At 74.4% G+C, this 20,020-nt stretch carries 19 protein-coding genes, 1 tRNA gene and 1 pseudogene; 5 read left to right on the top strand and 16 right to left on the bottom strand.

Features of this window, described 5'->3' with window-relative positions:
* Positions 1–107 precede the first annotated feature (107 nt).
* Entirely contained in the window at positions 108–785 is a 678-nt protein-coding gene (locus OVA14_RS12370; protein ID WP_267504138.1) for a pentapeptide repeat-containing protein, read from the top strand.
* Between the two features lie 15 nt (positions 786–800).
* Here OVA14_RS12370 and OVA14_RS12375 read toward each other — a convergent pair whose 3' ends face one another.
* The 3 genes from OVA14_RS12375 to OVA14_RS12385 form a co-directional block, all read right to left on the bottom strand.
* Positions 801–1,022, bottom strand: a complete 222-nt coding sequence (locus tag OVA14_RS12375) for a hypothetical protein (RefSeq protein WP_267504139.1) — start codon at positions 1,020–1,022, stop codon at positions 801–803.
* An 81-nt stretch (positions 1,023–1,103) separates the two neighbouring features.
* Positions 1,104–1,179 (bottom strand) — tRNA-Ala (locus tag OVA14_RS12380).
* A gap of 55 nt (positions 1,180–1,234) precedes the next feature.
* Complete coding sequence (locus tag OVA14_RS12385; protein ID WP_267504140.1) at positions 1,235–2,575, bottom strand: YibE/F family protein; 1,341 nt, start codon at positions 2,573–2,575, stop codon at positions 1,235–1,237.
* 157 nt (positions 2,576–2,732) lie between these two features.
* On the opposite strand from OVA14_RS12385, the gene OVA14_RS12390 reads away from it, so the two are divergent.
* Positions 2,733–4,085: a TrkH family potassium uptake protein gene (locus OVA14_RS12390; RefSeq protein WP_267504141.1), complete on the top strand. Its 1,353-nt coding sequence runs from the start codon at positions 2,733–2,735 to the stop codon at positions 4,083–4,085.
* The gene (locus OVA14_RS12395; protein WP_267504142.1) at positions 4,078–4,785 is read left to right on the top strand and encodes a potassium channel family protein; all 708 of its coding nucleotides are present in this window, start codon (positions 4,078–4,080) and stop codon (positions 4,783–4,785) included. The genes OVA14_RS12390 and OVA14_RS12395 overlap by 8 nt, the downstream gene beginning before the upstream one ends.
* 134 nt (positions 4,786–4,919) lie before the next feature.
* Here OVA14_RS12395 and OVA14_RS12400 read toward each other — a convergent pair whose 3' ends face one another.
* The 8 genes and pseudogenes from OVA14_RS12400 to pdhA form a co-directional block, all read right to left on the bottom strand.
* Positions 4,920–6,089 (bottom strand): acyl-CoA dehydrogenase family protein, encoded by a 1,170-nt coding sequence (locus tag OVA14_RS12400; RefSeq protein WP_267505591.1) that lies wholly within the window; start codon positions 6,087–6,089, stop codon positions 4,920–4,922.
* 59 nt (positions 6,090–6,148) lie between these two features.
* Positions 6,149–7,016: pseudogene (locus OVA14_RS12405) on the bottom strand (HpcH/HpaI aldolase/citrate lyase family protein).
* A gap of 23 nt (positions 7,017–7,039) precedes the next feature.
* Positions 7,040–7,570, bottom strand: coding sequence for a MaoC family dehydratase (locus tag OVA14_RS12410; RefSeq protein WP_267504143.1), 531 nt, complete (start codon positions 7,568–7,570; stop codon positions 7,040–7,042).
* On the bottom strand, positions 7,567–9,552 hold the full coding sequence (locus OVA14_RS12415) for an acetyl/propionyl/methylcrotonyl-CoA carboxylase subunit alpha (protein ID WP_267504144.1): 1,986 nt from the start codon (positions 9,550–9,552) through the stop codon (positions 7,567–7,569). The genes OVA14_RS12410 and OVA14_RS12415 overlap by 4 nt, the downstream gene beginning before the upstream one ends.
* Positions 9,553–9,557: 5 nt before the next feature.
* On the bottom strand, positions 9,558–11,165 hold the full coding sequence (locus tag OVA14_RS12420) for a carboxyl transferase domain-containing protein (protein WP_267505592.1): 1,608 nt from the start codon (positions 11,163–11,165) through the stop codon (positions 9,558–9,560).
* 80 nt (positions 11,166–11,245) lie between these two features.
* Positions 11,246–12,544 carry a dihydrolipoamide acetyltransferase family protein gene (locus OVA14_RS12425; RefSeq protein WP_267504145.1) on the bottom strand — a complete coding sequence of 433 codons (1,299 nt, stop codon included), beginning with the start codon at positions 12,542–12,544 and terminating at the stop codon, positions 11,246–11,248.
* Positions 12,541–13,554, bottom strand: a complete 1,014-nt coding sequence (locus tag OVA14_RS12430; RefSeq protein WP_267504146.1) for an alpha-ketoacid dehydrogenase subunit beta — start codon at positions 13,552–13,554, stop codon at positions 12,541–12,543. Before OVA14_RS12430 ends, OVA14_RS12425 begins: the two co-directional genes overlap by 4 nt.
* On the bottom strand, positions 13,551–14,663 hold the full coding sequence (pdhA, locus tag OVA14_RS12435; RefSeq protein WP_420710664.1) for a pyruvate dehydrogenase (acetyl-transferring) E1 component subunit alpha: 1,113 nt from the start codon (positions 14,661–14,663) through the stop codon (positions 13,551–13,553). Before pdhA ends, OVA14_RS12430 begins: the two co-directional genes overlap by 4 nt.
* A gap of 186 nt (positions 14,664–14,849) precedes the next feature.
* Here pdhA and OVA14_RS12440 point away from each other — a divergent pair, with 186 nt between their 5' ends.
* Positions 14,850–15,329 carry an Lrp/AsnC family transcriptional regulator gene (locus tag OVA14_RS12440; RefSeq protein WP_267504148.1) on the top strand — a complete coding sequence of 160 codons (480 nt, stop codon included), beginning with the start codon at positions 14,850–14,852 and terminating at the stop codon, positions 15,327–15,329.
* 19 nt (positions 15,330–15,348) lie between these two features.
* On the opposite strand, the gene OVA14_RS12445 is transcribed toward OVA14_RS12440, so the two are convergent.
* Together OVA14_RS12445 and OVA14_RS12450 are read right to left on the bottom strand one after the other, a co-directional pair.
* Positions 15,349–16,254: a bifunctional methylenetetrahydrofolate dehydrogenase/methenyltetrahydrofolate cyclohydrolase gene (locus tag OVA14_RS12445; RefSeq protein WP_267504149.1), complete on the bottom strand. Its 906-nt coding sequence runs from the start codon at positions 16,252–16,254 to the stop codon at positions 15,349–15,351.
* Positions 16,251–16,832, bottom strand: coding sequence for a cyclodeaminase/cyclohydrolase family protein (locus OVA14_RS12450; protein ID WP_267504150.1), 582 nt, complete (start codon positions 16,830–16,832; stop codon positions 16,251–16,253). The genes OVA14_RS12445 and OVA14_RS12450 overlap by 4 nt, the downstream gene beginning before the upstream one ends.
* 271 nt (positions 16,833–17,103) lie before the next feature.
* On the opposite strand from OVA14_RS12450, the gene OVA14_RS12455 reads away from it, so the two are divergent.
* Entirely contained in the window at positions 17,104–17,811 is a 708-nt protein-coding gene (locus OVA14_RS12455) for a VOC family protein (RefSeq protein ID WP_267504151.1), read from the top strand.
* 24 nt (positions 17,812–17,835) lie between these two features.
* Here OVA14_RS12455 and rsfS read toward each other — a convergent pair whose 3' ends face one another.
* The 3 genes from rsfS to nadD are packed head-to-tail and all read right to left on the bottom strand — an operon-like array spanning position 17,836 to position 20,019.
* On the bottom strand, positions 17,836–18,222 hold the full coding sequence (rsfS, locus tag OVA14_RS12460) for a ribosome silencing factor (RefSeq protein ID WP_267504152.1): 387 nt from the start codon (positions 18,220–18,222) through the stop codon (positions 17,836–17,838).
* A gap of 31 nt (positions 18,223–18,253) precedes the next feature.
* On the bottom strand, positions 18,254–19,426 hold the full coding sequence (locus OVA14_RS12465; protein ID WP_267504153.1) for a hypothetical protein: 1,173 nt from the start codon (positions 19,424–19,426) through the stop codon (positions 18,254–18,256).
* Positions 19,423–20,019, bottom strand: a complete 597-nt coding sequence (gene nadD, locus OVA14_RS12470) for a nicotinate-nucleotide adenylyltransferase (RefSeq protein ID WP_420710593.1) — start codon at positions 20,017–20,019, stop codon at positions 19,423–19,425. Before nadD ends, OVA14_RS12465 begins: the two co-directional genes overlap by 4 nt.
* Between the last annotated feature and the right edge of the window lies 1 nt (position 20,020).

The raw sequence follows: 20,020 nt of genomic DNA on the forward strand, positions 1-20,020 counted from the left end.
GTCGTCGAGCTGGCGGTCGTGCGCGGAGAGGCCTTCCGGCGAGGTCCATCGCAGGGCACGAGCGATCGCCGCCCATGCCGCGCCGGATCGCCTGACAGGCTGGGCGCATGGCGAGGGATCGGGCGGCGAAGGATCGGGGCGTCGCGGCGCCCGTCATCGACGAGCTGCGCCTCGTCGACCTGACCGACCACGACGGCAGCCCGCTCGAGGCGCACGGCTTCCACGAGGCGCTGCGCTTCCGCGACCTCGACTCGACCGGCGCCGACCTCGCGGGCCTCGTGCTCAGCGAGTGCGAGGTGCGCGGCTGGCGCGCGCACGAGGCCGTGCTGCGCGGCGCGCGGCTCCAGGAGACGATCCTCGAGCGCGTCGACGCGCCCGCGCTCTCGGCGCCCCGCAGCACGTGGCGCGACGTGCGCGTGACCGGCTCGCGGTTCGGCTCGGCCGAGCTCTACGACGCCGACCTCGCGGAGGTCGTCGTGGCCGACAGCCGGCTCGGCTGGGTCAACCTGCGCGCCGCGCGGCTCGGCGACGTGCTCGTGCGCGACTGCACGATCGAGGAGCTCGACCTCACGGGCGCCGCGCTCGAGCGCGTGCGCTTCGAGGGCACGACCGTCGAGACGCTCACGGTGACGGATGCGCGCCTGCAGGACGTCGATCTGCGGGGCCTCGAGGTGCGCCGCATCGACGGGCTCGACGGCCTCCGCGGCGCCACCGTCGACGACCACCAGGTGACGCTGCTCGCGCCGCTGCTCGCGGCGCACCTGGGCTTGCGGATCGAGCAGTAGGCGCGGGTCGGGGCCTCAGCGGTCCGTGCGCTCGGCATCCTCCGCGAGCGCGGTCGCATCGGCCTCCGTCCGCGGGTGGCCCGGACGCAGCGAGAGGATCGCTGCAGCGATCGCCAGCAGCGCGAGCACCGGCATGATCGCGGTGGTTCGCTCGGATGCGCCGAGGTTCGTGTCGAGCAGGGTCGCGACGGCGAGGATGGCAGCGACGCCGCCGAGGACGAAGGCAAGGGAGCGCATGATTGAACGCTATCGGAATCGCGCTCCGGGAACCGGCTCCGAGAACGGCAGAAGCCCCGTCCTCTCGGACGGGGCTTCTCGTGGTGGATCTGGGGGGACTCGAACCCCCGACCCCCTGCATGCCATGCAGGTGCGCTACCAGCTGCGCCACAGACCCTTGCTCGTGCTCCTCGGAGCAACCTGAACAGCATACGACATCCCGCGGCCGGTTGTCACATCGAGCGCGCCGCGGCCTCCGGCTCGGGCTCCTCGGCCCCCTCGGGCCCCGGCACGACGAGCGCCGCGATCGCCGTGGTGGCGGGGATCGCGAGCACGAGGCCGACGGAGCCGACCAGCGTGCGCACGATCTCCTCCACCACCTCGCCGGTCGTCAGCTGGATGCCGAGCGGCGCATCCGTGAGCGAGAGCACCATGAGCAGCGGCAGCGCCGCGCCCACGTACGCGAAGGCGATCGTGTAGACGGTGGAGGCGATGTGGTCGCGGCCGATGCGCATCGCGCGCGCGAAGAGCTCGCGGCGCGTCGCGGCCGGCGCGACGGCGCGCAGCTCCCACACGGCCGAGGCCTGCGTGATCGTGACGTCGTTGAGCACGCCCATGCCCGCGAGCACGAGGCCGCAGATGAAGAGGTCCGAGAGGTCGACGCCCGTCTGCGACAGCAGCAGCCGCGACTCCTCCCCCGCCGTGCCGAGGATGCGCGCGCCGTCGGTCGCGACGACCGCGAGCGCCGCCGTGAGCGCGAGGCCGATGAGCGTGCCGAGGAGCGCCGTCGTGGTGCGGGCCGTGAGCCCGTGCGCCACGTAGAGCACGACGAACATGATGATCGAGGCGGTCACGAGCGCCACGGGGAGCGCCGGGCGCCCCGAGAGGATCGCCGGCAGCGCGAAGCCCCAGATCGTCGCGAAGGCGCCGGCGAGGCCCACGATCGCCGCGAGGCCGCGCCAGCGCGCCACGAGCAGCACTGCCAGCACGAAGCCCGCCGCGAGGAGGCCGAGCGGCAGCTCGCGCGCGAAGTCGACGAACACGTACGACGAGCCGTAGCCGGCGGCCTCGGGCACGTCGAACACCTGCAGGCGGTCGCCCGCGCCCACCTCCGCCAGCGCCTCGGGCGGGATGACGACCTCGACGAGGCTGCCGTCGTCGAGCGTCGCGGCCGCGAGGCCCGAGGCCTCGTCGGCGGGGCCGATCGCGGTGGCCTGCAGCACGCTCGCGCCCTCGCCGAGGAACGGCAGCCGATCCGGCATCGAGCCAGCCTGCGGCCACAGCGCCACGAGCCCGCCGAGCGTCGCGAGGAGCAGCGGCGCGAGCACGAACCAGAGGATGCGCCGGGTGCGGGCGCTCGCCCGCCCGTCGGCGACGACGCCGCCGGCGCCGTGCGCGTGCCCGCGCAGGTGCGCATGGGCCCGCCGCCGCCCGGGCGCGTGCGCGGGCCCGGGCCCGAGCGCGAGCTCGTCGTCGGAAGCCGCGGCGTCCCACGGCTCCACCTCGCGGGGCCGCCAGAGCCTGCGGCTCTCGCCTGCCTCGAGCGGCTCGTCGTCGTCGCTGTGGCGTGCCACGTGCTCCCCCGTCGCGTGCGGATCCGCGCCCCGGGCGGGCGCGGCGCGGCCAGGCTATCCGCGCCCCGGAGCAGCGCCGCGCGCCCCCGCCGCGGGTCGCGCGAGCCCGGGCAGGCGCTCCCGCCGCGGCGGCGTATGCTCGACGCTCGTGCAGGCGATGCGACGGCCCCGGGGCGACCTCCTCGCGCTCCTGCGGCGGCAGCATCCCGCGCGCCGCATCTTCGCGGGCTTCGTCGTGCTCAACCTCGTCGGCTGGGGCCTGCTCATGCTGCCGATCTCGCGCGTGGGCGAGGGCGCCGCCACCTGGATCGAGGCGCTCTTCACCGCCGTCTCGGCCGCGTGCGTGACCGGGCTCACGGTCGTCGACACCGAGACCTACTGGACGCCCTTCGGCCACGTCGTCATCGCCGGCCTCATCCAGCTCGGCGGCCTCGGCGTCATGGTCTTCGCGAGCCTCATCGGCCTGCTCGTGCTGCGGCGGCTCTCGGTGGGCGCGCGCATCGGCGCCGCGCAGGAGGCCCACACGGGCCTCGGCGACGTGCGCGTGGTCGTGCGCTCCATCCTCCGCATCGCCCTCATCGTCGAGGGCATCGTGGCCCTCGCGCTGACGCTGCGCTTCCTCGCCCGCGGCGAGGAGCTCGGCCACGCCCTCTGGCTCGGCGCGTTCCACGCGATCTCCAGCTACAACAACGCCGGCTTCGCGCTCTTCAGCGACAACATGATGGGCTTCGTCGACGACCCGTTCATCCTGCTGCCGCTCGCCTTCGCGACGATCGTCGGCGGCCTGGGCCTGCCCGTGATCGTGCAGCTGCTGCGCCACTGGCGCACGCCGCGGCGCTGGACGATGCACGTGTGGATCGTGCTCGTCGGCACGGGGCTGCTGCTCGTGGGCGGCACGCTCGCCATCGCGGTGCTCGAGTGGGCGAACCCCGGCACGCTCGGCCCGCAGTCCACGGGCACGCGCGTGCTCGAGGCCTTCTTCCACTCGGTGCAGACCCGCACCGCGGGCTTCAACGCGCTCGACATCGGGCAGATGCGGCCCGAGACGTGGCTCGTGATGGATGCGCTCATGCTCATCGGCGGCGGCCCCGCCGGCACCGCGGGCGGCATCAAGATCACGACCTTCGCGGTGCTCGGCGCCATCATCCTCGCGGAGGTGCGCGGCGACCCGACGGTCACGATGTTCGGCAAGCGCCTCTCGCGCGCCGTGCACCGCGAGGCGATCACCGTCTCGCTGCTCGCGGTGGGCGTCGTCGCGGTCGCGACGTTCTCGATCATGCTGCTCACGGAGCTCGACCTCGACCGGGTCGTCTTCGAGGTCGTCTCGGCCTTCGGCACCGTCGGGCTCTCCACCGGCATCACCGCGACCATCGGCACCCCGAGCCAGCTGATCCTCGTGGCGCTCATGTTCCTCGGCCGCGTCGGCACCGTCACGGTCGCCACCACGCTCGCCCTCCGCCCCCGCACGCTCGCGTACGAGCTGCCGAAGGAAAGGCCCATCATTGGCTAGGCTGCGCAACCCCTTCGACCCGGCCTCGCTCGCCGGCTCCGCCCGCTCCGTCGCCGTCATCGGCCTCGGCCGCTTCGGCACCTCGCTCGCGGTCGAGCTCATGGCCTACGGCACCGAGGTGCTCGGCATCGACGGCGAGGAGCGCGCGCAGGAGCTCAACGGGCAGCTCACGCACGTCGTCGCGGGCGATGCGACGCGGCCCGAGCTGCTCGAGCAGCTCGGCATCGGCGACTTCGACCGCGTCGTCGTGGCGATCGGCAGCGACGTGACGGCGAGCATCCTCGTCACGAGCCAGCTGCTGCGGCTGGGCGTGCGCGACATCTGGGCGAAGGCCGTCAGCGAGCAGCACGCGACGATCCTCGACCAGCTGGGCGTGCAGCACGTCGTGCGCCCGGAGGCCGACATGGGCCGCCGCGTCGCCCACATGGTGCAGGGCTCGCTCGAGGACTACATCGAGATCGAGACCGGCTACGCCGCGATGAAGATCCCCGCCCCGCTCGACCTGCTCGCCGTGCCGCTGCGCGAGCTCGGCATCCACCGCTACGGCGTCTCGATCGTCGCGATCAAGCGCGGCGGCGACTGGATCCAGGCCAACCAGGAGACCCGATTCGAGCGCGGCGACATCGTGCTCGTCGCGGGCCCCACGACGAAGCTCGAGGCGTTCGCCGCGCGCAAGGCCGCGAAGCAGCCGGAGGCCTAGCCGCCCGGGCCGCCGGGCGCACGGATCGGCCGCGACGATCCGTGCCCCGAGAGGCCGGCCCAGCAGGGCCGTCCCAGCAGGGCAGTCCCAGGAGGGCCGTCCGGATCGTCGCGGCCGATGCGCCGCGCGGTGCGCTACGCGCCGAACGACTTCTCGAAGCCGAGGCTGCGCGCGATGATCGCGAGCTGCACCTCGGTCGACCCCTCGCCGAGCGTGAGGATGCGGCAGTCGCGCAGGTGGCGCGCGACGACGTTCTCGTTCATGAAGCCGGCCCCGCCCCAGATCTGGGTGGCGTCGTTCGCGTTCGCGACCGCGGCCTCCGAGCCGATGAGCTTCGCGAGCGAGGCCTGCTCGGTGAACGGCATGCCGGCGTCGATGCGGCGGGCCGCGTCGTGCATGACGGCGCGGGCGGCGGCCACGCGCGAGCGCATGCGGGCGATCGTGAAGGCGATGTGCTGGTTGTCGCCGATCGGACGGCCGAAGACGACGCGCTCCTTGGCGCGCAGGATCGCCTGCTCGAGGCAGCCCTGCGCGGCGCCGACGCACAGCGCCGCGAACGCGACGCGACCCTCGTCGAGCACCGACAGGAAGTTCGAGAAGCCCTTGCCCCGCGCGCCGAGGAGGTTGCCCTCGGGCACCCGCACGCCGTCGAGCACGAGCGGGTGCGTGTCGGAGGTGTGCCAGCCGATCTTGTCGTAGGCGGGCAGCACCGTGAAGCCCTCGATGGGCGTCGGGACGATGATCGTCGACAGCTCGGGCTTCGTCGTGCCGTCGCGGCCCTCCTTGTGGCCCGTGACCGCCGTGACGGTGACGAGCGACGTGATGGGCGTGCCGGAGTTGGTGATGTACTGCTTCGTGCCGTCGATGCGCCACCAGCCGTCCTCGAGCACGGCGCGCGTCTGCGTCGCGCCCGCGTCGGAGCCGGCCTGCGCCTCGGTGAGGCCGAAGCCTGCGAGGGCCTCGCCGCGCGCGAGCGCCGGGAGGTAGGTGCGCTTCTGCTCCTCGGTGCCGAAGCGGAGGATCGGCATCGCGCCGAGTCCGAGGCCGGCCTCGAGCGTCACGGCGATCGACTGGTCGACGCGAGCGAGCTGCTCGACGGCGACGCACAGCGCCATGTAGTCCTTGCCCTGGCCGCCGTACTCGGTGGGGATCGGCAGGCCGAACAGGCCCATGCGGCCCATCTCGGCGATGATCTCCATCGGCAGCCGGCGCGCGGTGTCGTACTCGTAGCTCGCGGGCGCGACGACCTCGTCGGCGAAGCGGCGCACGGTGCGGGCGAGCTCCTGGTGCTCGGCGCTGAGCATCTCGGTGCCGTCGACGATGTCGTCGGCGCGCTCGGTGACGGGGGTGACCTCGGTGGCGGTCATGCGGTGCTCCCATTCGTGGTGGTGGCTTCGGTGGTGGCCGCCTCGTGGGCGGCGGTGCCGGGGGCGGCGCTCGCGACGACGCTCCTGGCGTGCCGGAGGATCGGTTCGTCGACCATGCGTCCCTCGAACGAGAAGACGCCGGGGGTCGCCTCGGCGGCGGCGAGGATGCGCCGCGCCTCGTCGAGCTGCGCCGCGGTGGGCGCGAACGCGCGCCGGTAGGGCGCGACGTGGCTGGGGTGGATGGCGGCCTTCGCGCCGAAGCCGCTCGCGGCCGCGTCGGCTGCCTCGGCCTCCGCGCCCTCGAGGTCGGCGATGTCGGCGCGGATCGCGTCGATCGCCGTGCGGTCGAAGGCGCCGGCGGCGAGCAGCACGCGGCTGCGGGCGTGCATCGCGACATCGCGGTAGGCGCCCGTCGCGTCCCGGCTCGCGGTGCCGCCGAGCGAGGCCACGAGGTCCTCGGCGCCCCACATGAGGCCGACGACGGCCGGATGCGCGGCGAGGGACTCCGCGGCGAGCACGCCGCGGGCGGTCTCGACGAGCGCGACGACCCGTGCACCGCGCACGGCCTGCGCGACCGCATCGACCTGCTCGGCCGACTCGGCCTTCGCGAGCATGACGGTGCGGAAGGGCGAGCGCGCGACCGCCTCGAGGTCGGCCTCGAAGTGCGCCGTGCCCGCGGCGTTCACGCGCACGATCGTGCGGGCGGGCGCGAGGCTCGGCGGCGGCGACCGCCTCGCGGGCGGCCTGCTTCGCGCCCTCGCCGACGGCGTCCTCGAGATCGAGGATCACGGCGTCGGCGCGGTCGGCGGCCTTGCCGAAGCGGTCGGGCCGGTCGCCGGGGCAGAACAGCAGGGCGGGGCCCATGCCGAGCGCCTCGCGGCCGGCGCTCATGCCCCGGCCTCCGACGCCTGCTCCGCGGCCGTCTCCGGGTTCGCGCGCATGAGCACCTGCCGCACGGCCTTCGCCACGACCTCGCCGTGCTGGTTGCGGGCGAGGTGCTCGAAGGTCGCGATGCCCTGGCCGGGCCGCGAGCGCGAGGCGCGCGCCTCGACGACGCGCGTCTCGGCGTAGATCGTGTCGCCGTGGCGCACGGGCGCGGGGAACGCCACCTCGCTGAAGCCGAGGTTCGCGACGATCGTGCCGAGCGTGAGCTGCGAGACCGAGAGCCCGATGAGGGTCGAGAGCGTGTGCATCGAGTTCACGAGCGGCTCGCCGAACTCGGTCGTCTCGCTCCAGGCGCGGTCGAGGTGCAGCGGCTGCGTGTTCATCGTGAGCGTCGTGAACAGCACGTTGTCGGCCTCGGTCATCGTGCGGCCCGGGCGGTGGTCGTAGACGACGCCCGTCTCGAGCTCGTCGAACCACAGGCCGCGCTGCACGATGCGCCGCTCGGCGCCTGCCGGACCCTGCGCGTCGCTCATGCCGCCTCCTCGGTCGGGGTCACCGTCGCGAGCTCCTGCCCGCGCTGCACCTGCTCGCCGGCGCCCGCGCGCACGTGCACGACGCCCGCGACGGGCGCGCGCAGCACGTGCTCCATCTTCATCGCCTCGACGCTCACGATCGCCTGGCCCTCGGCGACCTCCGCGCCGTCCTCGACGTGGAGGGCGACGACGGTGCCGGGCATCGGCGAGGCGAGGGTGGGCTCGGCGGGCCCGCGTCCGCGGCGCGCGCGGGCGGGCGGCTCGACGAGCACGTCGCCGTCGCGCGTCCACACCCACGTGCCCTCGAGGGCGACGAGCAGGGGGCGCTCGAGCTGGAGGCGCTCCCAGCGCTGCACCGCGCCGTCGGCGCGGCGCACCTCGATGTCGACGTCCTGGGCCTCGGCGTGCCGGTCGACCGGCGCGCCCGCGGCGCGCACCCGCACCGAGGCGACGCCGTCGCCGTCGGCGAAGCGCGCGACCCGGCCCACCGCGCCGCCGATCCGCCAGCCGTCGTCGTGCCACGGGCCGAGGCGCATCGGCAGGCGCCGCTGCGGCGCCGAGGCGGCGACGGCGAGCGCCTCGCCCATCGCGCCCGCGCCGCTGGCAGCGATGCGCGCGCCCTCGCGGTCGATGAAGCCCGTGTCGAGCTCGCCCACCCGCACCGTCGGCTCGGCGAGCAGCGCGCGCAGGAAGCCGCGATTCGTGGTGACGCCGAACAGGTGCGCGTCGCGGAGCGCGGCGCGCAGGCGGTCGATGGCCTGCTCGCGCGTCGCGCCGTGCGCGATGACCTTCGCGATCATGGGGTCGTAGCTGGAGCCGACGACCGTGCCCACCTCGACGCCCGCGTCGATGCGGACGCCCTCGCCCCAGCCCCAGCCGAGGTCGAGCACCGTGCCGCCCGTGGGCAGGAAGCCCGCGGCGGGGTCCTCGGCGTAGAGCCGCGCCTCGACCGCGTGGCCCGAGAGCACGACGTCCTCCTGCGCGATGGCGAGCGGCTCCCCCGCCGCGATGCGCAGCTGCTCGGCCACGAGGTCGACGCCCGTGACCATCTCGGTCACCGGGTGCTCCACCTGCAGGCGCGTGTTCATCTCCATGAAGAAGGGCTCGTCGGGGCGGTCGCCCGCGACGATGAACTCCACCGTGCCGGCGCCCACGTAGCCCACGGAGCGGGCGGTCTCGACGGCCGCCTGCCCGATCGCGGCGCGCTGCGCCTCGGTGAGCAGCGGACTCGGCGCCTCCTCGATGACCTTCTGGTGGCGGCGCTGCAGCGAGCACTCGCGCTCGCCCAGGTGGATGACGTGCCCGTGCGCGTCGGCGAGCACCTGCACCTCGATGTGGCGCGGGCTCGTGACGAAGCGCTCGATGAAGAGGGTGTCGTCGCCGAAGGCCGCGGCGGCCTCGCGGCGGGCCGCGGCGAGCGCGGCGGGCAGCTCGGCGGCGTCGTCGACGCGGTGCATGCCCTTGCCGCCGCCACCCGCGGCGGGCTTGATGAGCACGGGGAAGCCGACGCGCTCGGCGCCCGCGATGAGCGCCGCGTCGTCGAGGCCGGGCTCCGCGATGCCGGGCACGGTCGCGACGCCGCGCGACTCGACCGCGTGGCGGGCCGAGATCTTGTCGCCCATCGTCTCGATCGCGCTCGCGGGCGGGCCGACGAAGGCGATGCCGGCCTCCTCGCAGGCGCGCGCGAACGCGGCGTTCTCGCTGAGGAAGCCGTAGCCGGGGTGGATCGCCTCCGCGCCGGTCTCGCGGGCCGCGGCGATGATGCGCTCGATCGACAGGTAGGTGTCGCGGAGCGGCCCGGCGCCGAGGTCGACGACCTCGTCGCAGTGCGCGGGGTGCGGCGAGGGGTCGTCGGCGGCGCGCACGCCGACGACGCCGATGCCGAGCTCGCGCAGCGTCTGCGCGATCCGTATCGCGATCTCGCCGCGGTTGGCGATGAGCACCCGCGAGAAGGGGCGGGCGGGGGCGAGGGGCTCGTGCACGGCGCTCACATCCGGAAGACGCCGAGGCGCGGCTCGGGCATCGGCACGGCGGTGACGACGTCGAGCGCCATGCCGAGGATGCGCCGGGTGTCGGCGGGGTCGATGATGCCGTCGTCCCAGAGTCGGGCCGAGGCGTAGTAGGGGTTGCCCTTGCGCTCGTACTGCTCGCGCACGGGCGCCTCGAAGGCGTCCTGCTCCTCGGCCGACCAGGAGCGCCCCGCGGCCTCGAGCTGCTCGCGCTTCACGGTCGAGAGCACGGAGGCCGCCTGCGGCCCGCCCATGACGCTCACGCGCGCGTTGGGCCACAGCCACAGGAAGCGGGGGTCGTAGGCGCGCCCGCACATCGAGTAGGTGCCTGCGCCGAAGGAGCCGCCGACGACGACGGTGAGCTTGGGCACGCGCGTCGTGGCGACGGCCGTGACCATCTTCGCGCCGTGTTTGGCGATGCCGCCGCGCTCGGCCTCCGAGCCCACCATGAAGCCCGTGATGTTCTGCAGGAAGACGAGCGGCACGCCGCGCTGGTCGCACAGCTCGATGAAGTGCGCGCCCTTCATGGCCGACTCCGAGAAGAGCACGCCGTTGTTCGCGACGATGCCGACCGTGTGGCCGTGGATCTCGGCGAAGCCCGTGACGAGCGTGTCGCCGTAGCCGGCCTTGAACTCGTGGAAGCGGCTGCCGTCGACGACGCGGGCGATGATCTCGCGGGCGTCGTAGGGGGTCTGGAGGTCGGGCGGGATCGCGTCGTACAGCGTGCCGGGGTCGACGGCGGGCGCGCGCTCGTCGGCGGCCGGGTCCAGCAGCGGTGCGTACGCCGTCCAGCCGAAGGTGCCGAGCGCGACGGGCGCTGCCGCGACCCCGGGCTCGGGAGGCAGCGAGGCGACCATGTCGCGCACGATCTCGAGCGCGTGCGCGTCGTCGTCGGCCAGGTGGTCGACGACGCCCGAGACCTCGGCGTGGAGGGCCCCGCCGCCGAGCGACTCGGCGTCGATCACCTCGCCCGTGGCGGCCTTCACGAGCGGCGGGCCGCCGAGGAAGATGGTGCCCTGCTCGCGCACGATGACGGTCTCGTCGCTCATCGCCGGCACGTACGCGCCGCCCGCGGTCGACGAGCCCATGACGGCCGCGAGCTGCGGGATGCCGAGCGCCGACATCTGCGCCTGGTTGAAGAAGATGCGGCCGAAGTGCTCGCGGTCGGGGAAGACCTCGTCCTGCATCGGCAGGAACGCGCCACCCGAGTCGACGAGCGCGATGCAGGGCAGGCGGTTCTCGCGCGCCACCTGCTGCGCGCGCAGGTGCTTCTTGACCGTGAGCGGGTAGTAGGTGCCGCCCTTCACGGTCGCGTCGTTCGCGATGACGCACACGGGCCGGCCGTGGACGAGCCCGATGCCGGCGACGACGCCGGCGCTCGGCGCATCCTGGCCGTCGTCGCCGTAGACGCCCCACGCGGCGAGCGGCGCGAGCTCCAGGAACGGGCTCCCGGCGTCGAGCAGCGCATCGATGCGGTCGCGGGCGAGCAGTTTGCCGCGAGCGACGTGCCGTTCGCGGGCGGCCTCGGGCCCGCCGAGCGCGACGTGCGCGAGGCGATCCCGCAGCTCGCCGACGAGCGCCTCCATCGCCGCGCGGTTGGTGCGCGCCTGCTCGGAGGCCGGCTCGACGGCCGTGGTGAGGGTGTGGGAGGGCAGCGCCATGCGTCCTACCGCGCCAGGGCGAGGGACGGGCGCTCGAGCACGGCGGCGATGTCGGCGAGGAAGCCCGCCGCCTCGCGGCCGTCGAGCACGCGGTGGTCGAACGACACCGTGACGGTGCACACGTCGCGGAGCGCGATCTGCCCCTCGTGCTCCCACGGGAGGCGACGGATGGCGCCGAGCGCGATGATCGCCGACTCCCCCGGGTTCAGGATCGGGATGCCGCCGTCGACGCCGAAGACGCCCACGTTCGAGATCGTGATGTTCGAGGAGGTGAGCTCCGCCATCGACAGCGAGCCCTCGCGGGCGCGCACGGCGCGGTCGCGGATCTCGGCCGTGAGGCGCACGGCGTCCATCGTCTCCGCCTCGTCGATCGACGCGACGACGAGGCCGCGGTCGGTCGAGACGGCGATGCCGAGGTTGACGTGCGCGAAGCGCTCGAGCTCGTTCGTGTCGGCGTGGAAGGCTGCCGTGACGTCGGGCCAGCGCTTCGCGGCCAGCAGGATCGCACGGCTCGCGAGGGCGAGGAACGAGGCGTCGCCCGACTTCGCGAGCGCGAGCGTCTCGGTCACGTCGACCTGGTGGAAGGTGGCGGCGTGCGGCACGGTGAGCGCCGACTGCGTCATCGCGGCAGCCGTGTGCTTGCGGAGGCCCGTGACCTTCTCGCGCGTCGACGCGGGTGCGGCGGCCGGCGCGGCGGCGCCGTGGCCGTCGAGGTCCGCGCGCGTGACGAGGCCGCCGTCGCCGGAGGCGCGCACGGACTGCAGGTCGATGCCGCGGTCCTTCGCGAGCTTCCGCACCGGCGGCATCGCGCGGTTGGGGCCGCGGCGCTCTGCGCGCACGAAGGGCTCGACGTCCCAGCTGCGCGCGGCGCGCTGGGGCTTGCCGCCGTGCACCGTGATCGAGCCGACGAGCACCTGCACCTTCTCGGGCTCGGCCTCGGCGGGCGCAGGCTCGGCGGGCGCCTCGGGTGCGGGGGCCACCTCGTTCGCCTCCGGCGTCGCGACGGGCCCGGCCTCGGGCGAGGGCGCGGGCTCGTCGGCGGGCGCAGGCGAGGGCGCCGCACCCGCGCCGTCGACGTCGAACTCGATGAGCGGGGCGCCGACTGCGACGGTCTCGCCCTCGCCCGCGTGCAGCTTCGAGATGACGCCCGCGTAGGGGCTCGGCAGCTCGACGACGGCCTTCGCCGTCTCGATGTCGGCGAGCGGCTGGTTGAGCTCGACGGTGTCGCCCTCGGCGACGCGCCAGGCGACGACCTCGCTCTCGGTGAGGCCCTCGCCGAGGTCCGGCAGCAGGAACGTCTTCATCGTGCGCCCTCCAGGACGAGGCCGGTGCGCGAGCTCCGGCGGCCGAGCGTGCGGTCGACGGCGTCGAGCAGCCGGTCGAGGCTCGGCAGGTAGTCGTGCTCCACGGCCGACGGCGGGTAGGGGGTGTCGTAGCCCGTGACGCGCTCGGGCGCGGCCTCGAGGCTCGAGAAGGCGCGCTCGGCGACCGAGGCGATGAGCTCGGAGGAGACCGAGACCTCGCCGGGCGCCTCGTGCGCGACGACCAGGCGGCCCGTGCGGCGGACCGACTCGACGACGGTGTCGACGTCGAGCGGCGAGATCGAGCGCAGGTCGATGACCTCCACCTCGATGCCCTCGTCGGCGGCGGCGATCGCGGCGCGCATCGCGGTCTCGACCGTGGGGCCGTAGGCGGCGATCGTCACGTCGCGGCCCTGCGCCACGATGCTCGCGGTCTCGAGGTCGCGCACGATCGTGCGGTCGACCTCGCCCTTCGTGTAGTACTTGCCCTTCGGCTCGAAGAACAGCACGGGGTCGTCGCTCGCGATCGCGGCGCGGAGCGTCGAGTACGCCTCCTGCGGCGTCGAGGCGGTGACGACGCGGAGGCCGGCCGTGTGCGCGAAGTACGCCTCGGGCGACTCGGAGTGGTGCTCGACCGAGCCGATCGCGCCGCCGTAGGGCACGCGGATCGTGAGCGGCACCGAGACGCGGCCCTGCGAGCGGTAGCGCAGCTTGGCGACCTGCGCGACGATCTGGTCGAACGCGGGGTAGATGAAGCCGTCGAACTGGATCTCGGCGACCACCCGGAAGCCGCGGTAGCTCATGCCCACGGCCGTGCCGATGATGGCCGACTCTGCGAGCGGGGCGTCGATGACGCGCTGCGTGCCGAAGCGGTCCTGCAGGCCGTCGGTGACGCGGAAGACGCCGCCGAGCTGGCCGATGTCCTCGCCCATCAGCAGCACGCGGTCGTCGCCCTCGAGGGCGTCGGCGAGCGCGGCGTTGACGGCCTTCGCGAGCGTGAGGGTCTCGGTCATCGGTGGCCCTCCTGGGCGATGCTCGCGACGAACGCGGCGTGCTCGGCGCGCTGGCGCTCCACCCGCTTCGTCGGCTCGGCGTAGACGTGGTCGAAGATGCTGTCTGCGGTCGGCGGCTCGGCGTGCTCCGCCGCGTGGCGCAGCGCCTTCGCGAGCTCGTCGGCGCGGATCTTCGCCTCGGCGCGCACGGCCTCCATGTTGGCGCCCATGCGCTCGAGCGCGCGCTCGACGCGGTCGATCGGGTCCTTGGCGATCCACGCCTCGACCTCGGCCTCGTCGCGGTAGCGCTTGGGGTCGTCGGTCGTCGTGTGCGGGCCGCGGCGGTAGGTGACGGCCTCGATGAAGGTGGGGCCGCCGCCCGAGCGGGCGCGGTCGAAGGCGATGCGGGCGGCGGCGTGCATCGCGAGCACGTCGTTGCCGTCGACGCGCATCGAGGGGATGCCGAAGCCGGTGGGGCGCAGCGCCAGCGGCGTGCCCGACTGCACGGCGACGGGCTCCGAGATGGCGTACTGGTTGTTCTGGCAGAGGAAGACGACGGGCGCCTGGAAGGCCGCGGCCCACACGAGCGCCTCGTTCACGTCGCCCTCGCTCGTCGCGCCGTCGCCGAAGCAGGCGAGCGCCACGTCGTCCGAGCCGTCGAGCTTCGAGGCCATGGCGAAGCCCGTCGCGTGCAGCGACTGCGCGCCGATGATGATCTGGGCGGGCGCCATACGCATCGCCTGCGGGTCCCAGCCCGCGTGCGCGTAGGCCTTCCAGACCCGCGCGAACTCGGCGAGGTCGGCGCCCTTCAGCAGCGCGAAGCCGTGCTCGCGGTACGAGCCGAAGACCCAGTCGTCGTCGCGGAGCGCGCGGGCGGTGCCGACCTGCGCGGCCTCCTGGCCGAGCAGCGGCGGCCAGAGCACGAGGTGGCCCTGGCGCGTGAGGGCGAAGGCCTCGGTGTCGAGGCGGCGCACGCGCACCATGTCGACATAGAGGTTCGTGAGGGCCGTCTCGTCGACGTCGCCGAGGTGCGGGTCGAGGACCTCGCTGGTCAGCCTGGAGCCGTCCAGGTCGAGCACGCGCAGCGGCTCGTCGAGCCCCAGCGCGAGCTGCGGGTCGGGTGCGGGCATCGTGAGCGACACGGTCGAACCTCCTCGTTCGAAGCGCCTCGTGGGCGCCGGCCTGACCTCGGGCGCGGTCGCCCCCGGGGTCGTGGTGCGACGCTACCCCCGGTTCGCACCTCGCGCAATCTGCGACACTCCGGCTGAGCGGCGCGCGCATTCCCCACCGCCGCCACCTGCGCTAGATTGCGCAGCATGCGCATCGTCGATGACACCGACCGTCGGATCCTGCTCGACCTCACCGAGCGCCCGCGCGCGACCAACGCCGCGATCGCCGAGCGGCTCGGGCTCGCGCGCAACACGGTGCAGAACCGCGTCGCGGCGCTCGAGGCCTCGGAGGCCCTGCAGGGCTTCGACCGCCGCTTCCACGCGGCGGCGCTCGGCTACCCGCTCACGGTCTTCATGGCCACGCACGTCGACCAGCCGCGCATCGACCACGTCGTCGAGCAGCTGAAGCAGATCCCGGAGGTCGTGCAGGCCTTCGGCCTCTCCGGCCAGGCCGACGTGCTCGTGCGCGCCGTGTGCCGCGACGCCGAGGACCTCTACCGCATCAACAAGCTCGTGCTCGCGTGCGACGGCGTCGAGCGCACCGAGACCTGGCTCTCGATGGGCGAGCTCATCCCGTTCCGGCTCGCGCCCGTGCTCGAGCGCGACCTCGCCGAGAAGGGCCGCTAGCGGATCGCCGGCGGCCGCGCTAGGCCTCGCGGGTGGCCGCGAGCCGCACGAGGTTGCGCATCGCCATCGCGATCGTCAGCGGGCCGACGCGCGGCACGTAGACCGACGCGCGCTCGAGGATCGACTCGTCGAAGTTCTCGACCTCGGCGACGTTGACGCAGATCGCACCCTCGCGGATCTCATCCGCCCGCACCAGCTCGAAGCTGCTCGAGGGCACGCCCGTGATGACGACGTCCGCCTGCGCGAGCGCCTCCGCGCGCGTGACGCCGCTCTCGCGCACGTCGTGCGCGCGGCGGCCGATCGCGGGCTCGAAGACCACGGATCCCGTGAGGTCGAGCGAGTGCACGCGCGCGCCGTCGTTCGCGAGCATCGCCGAGAGCGGCCGGCCCACGATGTCGGAGCGGTTGATGACGCACGCGGTGACGCCCTGCAGGGGCGCCTCCTCCCCCGTGCCGCGCATGCCCGCCTCGTGGAGCAGCTTCAGGATCGCGAGGGGCGTGCACGGCAGGATCGCGCGCTGCGTCTGCTCGTCGTCGACGTAGCGCCGGTTCTCGTAGAGCAGGCGGCTCCAGTAGGAGTGCATGCCCTCGACGTCCTTCCGCGGGTCGACGAGCTCGCGCAGCCAGCGGTCCTCGGCGCGCGAGGCGAGCGGGTAGTAAAGGAAGATGCCGTCGACCTCGGGGTCGAGGTTGGCCTGCGCGATCGCCGCGACGACCTCGGCGGGCGCGACCTGCCGCACCGCCATGTCGATGCCCATGGCGCTCGCGCCGCGGGTCGCGTAGTGCGCATAGGTGGCGGCGGGGCCCTCCTCCTGGCTCAGCAGGCCCACCACCCGCGGGGCGCGGCCGCGCGCCTCGACGCTCGCGCGCACCTCCGCGCGGTACTGCTTCGCCACGGTCGACGGGTCGAGCACGGTCGCGGTCACGCTGCCTCCTCCAGTGCGGCGACGAGCGCGTCCCTGCGCGCCCGGAGCCCGGCGGCCGCCGGGGCGTCGCCGCGCTCGAGCGCGACGAGGTTGATGTCGGCGGTGCGCACCGCTGCGCGGGCGGCGCCCGCGACGAGGTCGGCGCCCGCGTGCACGTCGCTCACGATCGAGCGCTTCACGAGCGGCTCGACCTCGGCGGCGAGGCGCAGCGCGTCGACGAGCGCCTCGACGAGCGCGAGCGGTGTGCCCGTGGCGTCGACCGAGGCCGCCTGGATGGCCGCGGTGCGCGCAGCGCGCTCGGCCTCGTCGCCCCGCGGCAGCCCGTAGGCGGCCATGACGGCCCGGAAGTCGACGACGTCGGCGTCGGCGGCGGGCACGACGCGCTCGAGGATCGCCTCGCCGCGAGCTCGATGCGCGTCGAGCGCGGCGTCGTCGGTGACCGCGATCGCCATGAGCACGAGGCCCACGCCGAAGGCACCGGAGATGGCGGCGACGGAGCCGCCGCCGGGGGTCGGCGCCGCCGAGGCGGTGCGGCGCAGCAGCTCGTCGGCCGGGGCCGTCCACAGACTCTCGCTCACGTGATCCGATCCTACCGGCGGGCCGCGCCGCGGCAGGGCCTGCGGCGGAATGCGCCTGCGCCGCGCGCGTTGCACCGCGTGGAGGCACCCATGCACACGATCGACCAGCTGCCCGACGCGACCGCGATGGGTCCCGTCATGCTCCGCACGGCCGCGCTCTCGCGGCTCGTCCCCTGGTACACCGCGGGCGTGGGCCTCGAGGTCGTCGCCGAGCGCGGCGACGGCGGCCGGCGCCTCGTGGAGCCTCGGGGTCGGCGGCCGGGCGCTCGTCGTGCTCGAGGAGGCGCCGGAGCTCCGCGGCCCGGACCCGTCCCAGGCAGGCCTGTTCCACACCGCGATCCTCTACCCCACGCAGGCCGCGCTCGCCGCGGCGATCGTGCGGATGTCGCAGCAGCCGGGCCTGCGCTTCGCCGGCACGGGCGACCACGCCGTCTCGGAGGCCTTCTACTTCGCCGATCCCGACGGCAACGGCGTCGAGCTCTACGCCGACCGGCCGCGCGAGACCTGGACCTGGGCGGACGGCCACGTGCACATGACCACCGAGCACATCGACCCCAACGCCTTCGTGCAGCGACACCTCGAGCGCGGCGCCTTCGGCGTGCCGCAGACCGCGCCCGTCGGCGCGACCGTGGGCCACGTGCACCTCCAGGTGGGCGACGTCGCCACCGCCCGCGACTTCTACGTCGACGCGCTCGGCTTCGCCGAGACCGCGAGCCTCGGCGGCTCGGCGCTCTTCGTGAGCGCGGGCGGCTACCACCACCACATGGCGATGAACGTGTGGAACTCGCGCGGCGCGGGCCGCCGGGTCGACTCGCTCGGCCTCGGCCGCGTCGAGATCGCCGTGCCGGACGCCGAGGCGCTGGGCTCGGCGCGCGAGCGGCTCACCGCGCGCGGCGTCACCGTCGCGGACGACGGCAGGGCGCTGCGCTTCGAGGACCCTTGGGCGAACGTCATCACGCTCACACCCGCGATCGCGTAGGGCGCCGCGCGAGCACGCTGCCGCTCAGGCCTCCGCGGCCTCCTGGCCGTGCTCGGGCACCTGCAGGTCGACGACCGGCGCGTCGCGCCAGAGGCGCTCGAGCGAGTAGTACGTGCGCTCCTCCTCGTGGAAGACGTGCACGACGATGTCGCTGAAGTCGAGCAGCACCCAGCGGCCGTCGGCGCGGCCCTCGCGGCGCAGCGGCTTCGCGCCGTCGAGGATCAGCTGGTCCTCGATCTCGCGCGCGATCGCGCTCACCTGGCGCTCGTTGCGCCCCGTGGCGAGCACGAAGACGTCGGTCAGCGGCAGCTGGCCGGAGACGTCGAGGCCGACGAGCTCGGTGGCGAGCGCCTTGTCGGCGGCTCGGGCTGCGGCGCGCGCGAGCGCGATGGACCTCTCGTCGGCGCTCATGGGCCGACCTCCTTGGTGCTGGGCACGTGGATCAGAGCCAGCCCTGGGTCAGGGCGAGGGCGAGGAAGCCGCCCACGGCTGCGACGAAGGCGCCGGCGCCGACGCCGATGGCGATCGGCCAGGCGTTCGTGGAGCGCTTCGTCGGGGCGATCTGCACGCGTGCGTTGGCGTACGAGGACACCGCGCGCGATGCGCGCACGGGGGCGTTCTCGGAGCTGGCGACCTCGCCGTCGGCGACCTCGCCGTCGACGTCGTTGCCGTCGATCGTCGCGCGGCCGCGTCCGGAGGTCGCGAAGCCCTCGGGCACGTCGATCGAGCCGGTCACGAGCACGCCGTCGTCGCCCTCGAGCGCGAACTCGGGCGCGTCGGCGCCCGCGGGCAGCACGAGCGCGTTCGCGGTGAAGGCACCCGTCGAGGAGCCGCCGGAGCCGGCGACGCCCTGCTCGCGCAGGTCGGCGATGTGGTGCTCGGAGGTGTCGGGCACGACGTTGACGATGACGGGGAGGCGCTGCGACTGGCCGCGCGAGGGGCCCGTCGGCGTCGGCTCCTCGGCCGGCTCGGCCTCGGCCGCGCGGCGGTCCTCGAGCTGGGCGGGCGTCGACTCCGCGACGCGGAGCGCGGAGACGCGGGGACCCGCGACCTGGACCTCGTCGATCTCGAGGCTGTCGATCTCGAGGTCGTCGACGGTGTCGAGCCCCTGGACGTCGTCGATGGGGACGCTCGAGCGGCGGGCCGACGAGGGCGCGGGCACCGAGCGCTCGGGCTGCAGCTCGGCCTCGATGACCTCGACGCCGGCCGCGGGGGTGTCGTCGCTCGCGGACTCGAGCTCGACGGCGTCGATCGCCACGGTCTCCTCGACCGGCGCAGCGGGGGCGGCGGGCTCGGCGGCGCGGCCGCGGCGGCCGAAGAAGCGGCCGGCGGGCTTGGGCGCGGGAGGCTCCTCGACGACCGGCTCGGCCGCGGGCTCGGCGGCCGCCGCCGGCGCCTCGGGGGCGGTGTCGATCGCCTCGAGCAGCTCGGCCTCGGCCGCGGGCACGCTCGGGGTGGAGTGGCGGCCCTCGCGGGCGGGCTCGTCGGACAGCCGTCGCTGCGCCTCCTCGTCCGGGACGGGCGGCGTGCCGCCGGTCTGGGCGAGCTCGGCAGCGCGCTCGAGCTCACGGAGCTGCCGTCGCGTGAGCGGGCGGCCCTCGTTCGCATCGGTCATGCTGTCTGTCTCCGGTAGAGGTCGTGCTTGCTGATGTACTGCACCACGCCGTCGGGCACCAGGTACCAGACCGGGTAGCCCGCGCTGACGCGCGTTCGGCAATCGGTCGAGGATATCGCAAGTGCGGGGATCTCGAGGAGCGAGACGCGGTCCGAAGGGAACCCTGAGGCGGAGAGCTGGTGGCCAGGCCGCGTCACCGCGACGAAGTGCGCGAGGCTCCAGAGCTCGTCGGCGTCCTTCCACTCGACGATCGACGCGAAGGCGTCGGCGCCCGTGATGAAGAAGAGCTCCGCGTCGGGATGCGCGGCGCGCATGTCGCGGAGCGTGTCGATCGTGTAGGTCGGGCCGTCGCGCTCGACGTCGGCGCGACTCACGCGGAACCGCGGGTTCGAGGCGGTCGCGATCACCGTCATGAGGTAGCGGTGCTCGCTCGGCGAGGCGTCGCGCTTCTGGTACGGCTGGCCCGTCGGCACGAAGACGACCTCGTCGAGGCCGAAGTGCTGCGCGACCTCGCTGGCGGCCACGAGGTGGCCGTGGTGGATCGGGTCGAAGGTGCCGCCCATGATGCCCAGGCGGCGGGGGCGCTGCGCCACG

The organism is Agrococcus sp. SL85 (assembly GCF_026625845.1).
Taxonomy (GTDB): domain Bacteria; phylum Actinomycetota; class Actinomycetes; order Actinomycetales; family Microbacteriaceae; genus Agrococcus.